1 protein-coding gene is annotated in these 1,224 nt (G+C 28.3%); it reads right to left on the bottom strand.

What is annotated here, in order from left to right:
• A partial coding sequence (locus AMN95_RS01370; protein ID WP_256997912.1) for a toprim domain-containing protein occupies positions 1-1,224 on the bottom strand: 1,224 nt, incomplete at both ends.

Here is a 1,224-nt window from a genome sequence, read left to right as displayed (position 1 = left end):
ATTTTAGATTTTTCTAAATCAATTTTTTTAATATATTCTTTTGATCCTTTTTTTATTTTTTTTAAATCTTTATTATTTTTCAAAATGTATTCCTCTAATTCTTTTTCATCTTTAATATAAATACCTTTAGAGCCTTTATTTATTTTAAATAATGGAGGTTGTGCCAAATAAACATGTCCATGCTCAATTAATTTATTGAAAGGTTTGTTATTAAAAAAAGTGAGTAACAAAGCTCTAATATGAGATCCATCGACATCGGCATCAGTCATGATTATAATTTTACCATATCTTAAATCTTTTAAGTCTATTTCTTGCGCTTTTGGATCTAAGCCTAAAGCATTAATTAAAGTTATAATTTCGTTTGAAGAAATCATTTTTGAAAGAGCTTTTGTTCTTTGATCATTTCCATTATCATTTCCATTTTTCCTACTTTTAAAATCTTCAACATATGTATTCAAAATTTTGCCTCTTAAAGGTAATACTGCTTGATTAGATCTATTTCTTCCTTGTTTTGCTGAGCCTCCAGCTGAATCCCCCTCAACAATAAACAATTCAGTTCCATCCTGTTTTCCAATTTGGCAATCTGCTAACTTGCCAGGCAACCCACTTAACTCCAGCGCTCCTTTTCTTCTTACATTTTCTCTTGCTTTTCTTGCAACATCTCTTGCCATTGCTGCTTGAATGATTTTAGCTAATACAATTTTTGATATTGAAGGGTTTTGATCAAACCATATTGATAATTTTTCATTTATGATAGTTTCAACAATCATTCTTACCTCTGAGGAAACTAACTTATCTTTAGTTTGAGAAGAAAATTTTGGATCAGGAATTTTAAGTGATAATATACATGTTAATCCCTCTTTAATATCATCTCCGGAAATTGCTAATTTATTTTTCTTTAAAAGATTATGTTCGTTAGCATATTTATTTACAACTCTTGTTAATGCGCTTCTAAATCCCAAAACATGTGTTCCTCCATCTTTTTGATAAATGTTATTTGTGTAAGGTAAAACATCCTCTGAATAACCAGCGTTCCATTTTAATGAACATTCAACATCAATATTTGATTTTTTCCCCTCGATAAATATTGGTTTTTTAAACAGCTCATTCCCATTTTTATTTTGTAATTTTTCCCTTTTTTCATCTAAAAATTCTACAAATTCAACAATTCCACCAAGAAATTTAAACTCTTGAATTTTTTCTTTTTTTTGTGAGCCATCAATA

Source organism: Candidatus Pelagibacter communis (genome assembly GCF_001180185.1).
Classification (GTDB): Bacteria; Pseudomonadota; Alphaproteobacteria; order Pelagibacterales; family Pelagibacteraceae; genus Pelagibacter; species Pelagibacter ubique_F.
Note: the sequence above shows the minus strand (reverse complement) of the source record. Positions and strands in the feature narration are given on the sequence as shown.